This is a genomic window from Streptantibioticus rubrisoli (genome assembly GCF_024436055.1).
Lineage (GTDB): Bacteria > Actinomycetota > Actinomycetes > Streptomycetales > Streptomycetaceae > Streptantibioticus_A > Streptantibioticus_A rubrisoli.
Map to the genome: position 1 here is coordinate 1 of NZ_JANFNH010000096.1, position 2,396 is coordinate 2,396.

Annotated in this window: 1 protein-coding gene and 1 pseudogene; both read right to left on the reverse strand. The window is 65.9% G+C overall.

Annotated features, from left to right (window positions below; all coding sequences use genetic code 11):
• Positions 1-117 precede the first annotated feature (117 nt).
• Entirely contained in the window at positions 118-1,566 is a 1,449-nt protein-coding gene (gene ltrA, locus NON19_RS32975; RefSeq protein WP_255932956.1) for a group II intron reverse transcriptase/maturase, read from the reverse strand.
• Positions 1,567-2,168: 602 nt separating this feature from the next.
• Positions 2,169-2,330: pseudogene (locus NON19_RS32980) on the reverse strand (IS701 family transposase); the annotation flags it as partial.
• Positions 2,331-2,396: the final 66 nt, after the last annotated feature.

Below are 2,396 nucleotides of genomic sequence, written 5' to 3' on the forward strand. Positions count from 1 at the left end.
CAGCGTGTGAGGTCGGACCGGGGCGCCCTGTCGATGTTGCCGTCGGTGGGTTTCCCCGGCCCGCCTCCCGAACCGGACGTGCCCGATCTCCAGGCATCCGGCTCTCCACAAGCCCTCTCAGGTGGCCGCTGCCATCGTGGTCCCGCTGGGCCAAGGCGAGGGGATCTTGTTTCCGCGGTACAAATAGCGGTTGGTCCGCACCTTCGCGCACCTGAACAAGACCACCTCGTCGTCGGCGGGCCACCATCGACCCGCACAGTAACGACGGCGCAGACTCTTCCAGTTGGACCGGCGATGCTTTCGCCGCAGCCACCCGAAGACTTGTCGCCAGGTGAAGGCCGACAGGTACTGGAAGGTCGCGGACGACACCCCGTGCCGGAAGTACGCCGTCCAGCCCCGCAGCACCGGGTTGAGCTGGTGCAGCACGGCTGCCAGCGGCAGGTTCGTGTCCTGTCGGCACAGCGTCTTGACCTTCTCCTTGACGGCCTGGAGGGCCTTCTTGGAGGGGTAGAGGTAGACGTAGTGCTTCTGGGTCCCACGTTTGCGGTGGCGCTGGAGGCGCCACCCGAGGAAGTCCAGCCCCTCGTCGATATGGGTGATGGCTGTCTTCTCCACGGACAGACGCAGTCCCATCAAGGCGAGTACTTCCGCTGCCTGGGTGCGAATGTCCTCGGCCTGCTCGCGAGTCCCGGTCACGGCGATCAGAAAGTCGTCCGCATACCTAAAAAGCCGGTAGTTGGGAAGATTCTGGCGACGTCGCCGGGCCCGCTGGCCCTGAGTGGAGTTCGGCCCGCCCGGACCGGCCGCGATGAACTCATCGAGAACCGACAGGGCGATGTTGGCCAGCAGCGGTGAGAGGATCCCACCCTGCGGAGTGCCGGTATCGGTGTTCTCGGAGTGGCCACCCTCGCTGAGGATGCCCGACTTCAAGAACGCCTTCACCAGGTCAAGGACGCGCCGGTCCCCGACTCGGCGACGCACCCGGTCCATCAAGGCCGTGTGGTCGATCGAGTCGAAGCACGCCTCGATGTCCCCCTCCACCATCCATTCATAGGAGTTCTTGGCGAAGTCGTGTGCCTCGGCAAGCGCGTCGTGGGCCCGGCGCTTCGGGCGGAACCCGTAGGAACACGGGAGGAAATCCGCCTCGAAGATCGGCTCCAGCACCAGCTTCAGGGACGCCTGGACCACCCGGTCCCGAACGGTCGGAATACCCAGCCGACGGCGCTTTGCCGTCCCCGGCTTGGGGATCATCCGTTCACGCACGGGAAGCGGACAGAAAGTGCGGTCCTTCAGATCGGACCGCACCTTGTCGAGGAAAGCCTCAACACCTTGCCCGTCCTCCACGGAACGGGCAGTCTGCCCGTCCACTCCGGCCGAGCGAGCGCCCCTGTTCCTCCTCACCCGATCCCACGCAACCAGTAGGAACGCGGGATCGGCAACGAGATTGAACAGGTCATCGAACCGGCGATCACGATCGTCGGTCGCCCAACAGTGCAGTTTGGTCTGCATCTCCAGTACCCGGCGCTCGGCCTTGAGCAGCGCGAACTCCAGTGCATGGGTATTCACCCGTGGCCTCCCGGCATTGCAGCATCCTCCCCGCCGACTTGCTGGCCCCCTTCGCCATGCACGGAGCTTTCCTCCGCCCGGACTACTACGGGGCCTCCGCCCCACCTGCGGCCCTCAGCCGGCAACGGGCCTGCCCCCGGCTCTCCGGGATGGATGCCCGCAAAACAGGGGCGACCGCAGGCGGTTCCCACGTTCACCATGTGCCGATCGGCCAGGTCGGCGTCCCGCTACTACCCCGGCAGCATCACCACGCCTACGCCGCAGACCTTCAGCGTGGCCTTCCCACCGGCAGTTGGAGACCGGCTTCGAAGTTGACCGCCCCTGCCGCAGCGAGCGGTCACGCACTGCACCCCGGGCCCATATCCGCCAGATTGGAGCCCGGTGACAAGACTTACGGGGCTTTACACGGATTCCTCTTCGTACGCCTTCTGGCCTTGCTTGCCGAACCCGACGCGTCTGGCAGTACCGCGCCATCCCGGCGTTGTCAGGGCTGCTTCCCGTCCTCACCGGCGTTCCCCGGCCTGGACTGCCCCCAGCTTCTACCCGGCCGCTGCGACGGCCTGGCGGTAGAGGTCTCGCACCTCCACTCGGTCACACGGCGCCTCGTGGCGCACCCAGCCGTTCTTCTTCTCCAGAGGAGCGATCAGCCCCTCCAGATAGTCCAGCGCCCGCTCACGCGGCTCCGACCTGCCGAAACGGTGGGCGAACCGGGCATGCAGACCGGCTATCCCCTCCGACCACGACTCGACCTGCTCGACCGTCAGCTCATCAGCACACAGTCACAACAACGACGACAGAACCCATCCGTCACCCCAGATGCGGTTGCAGTA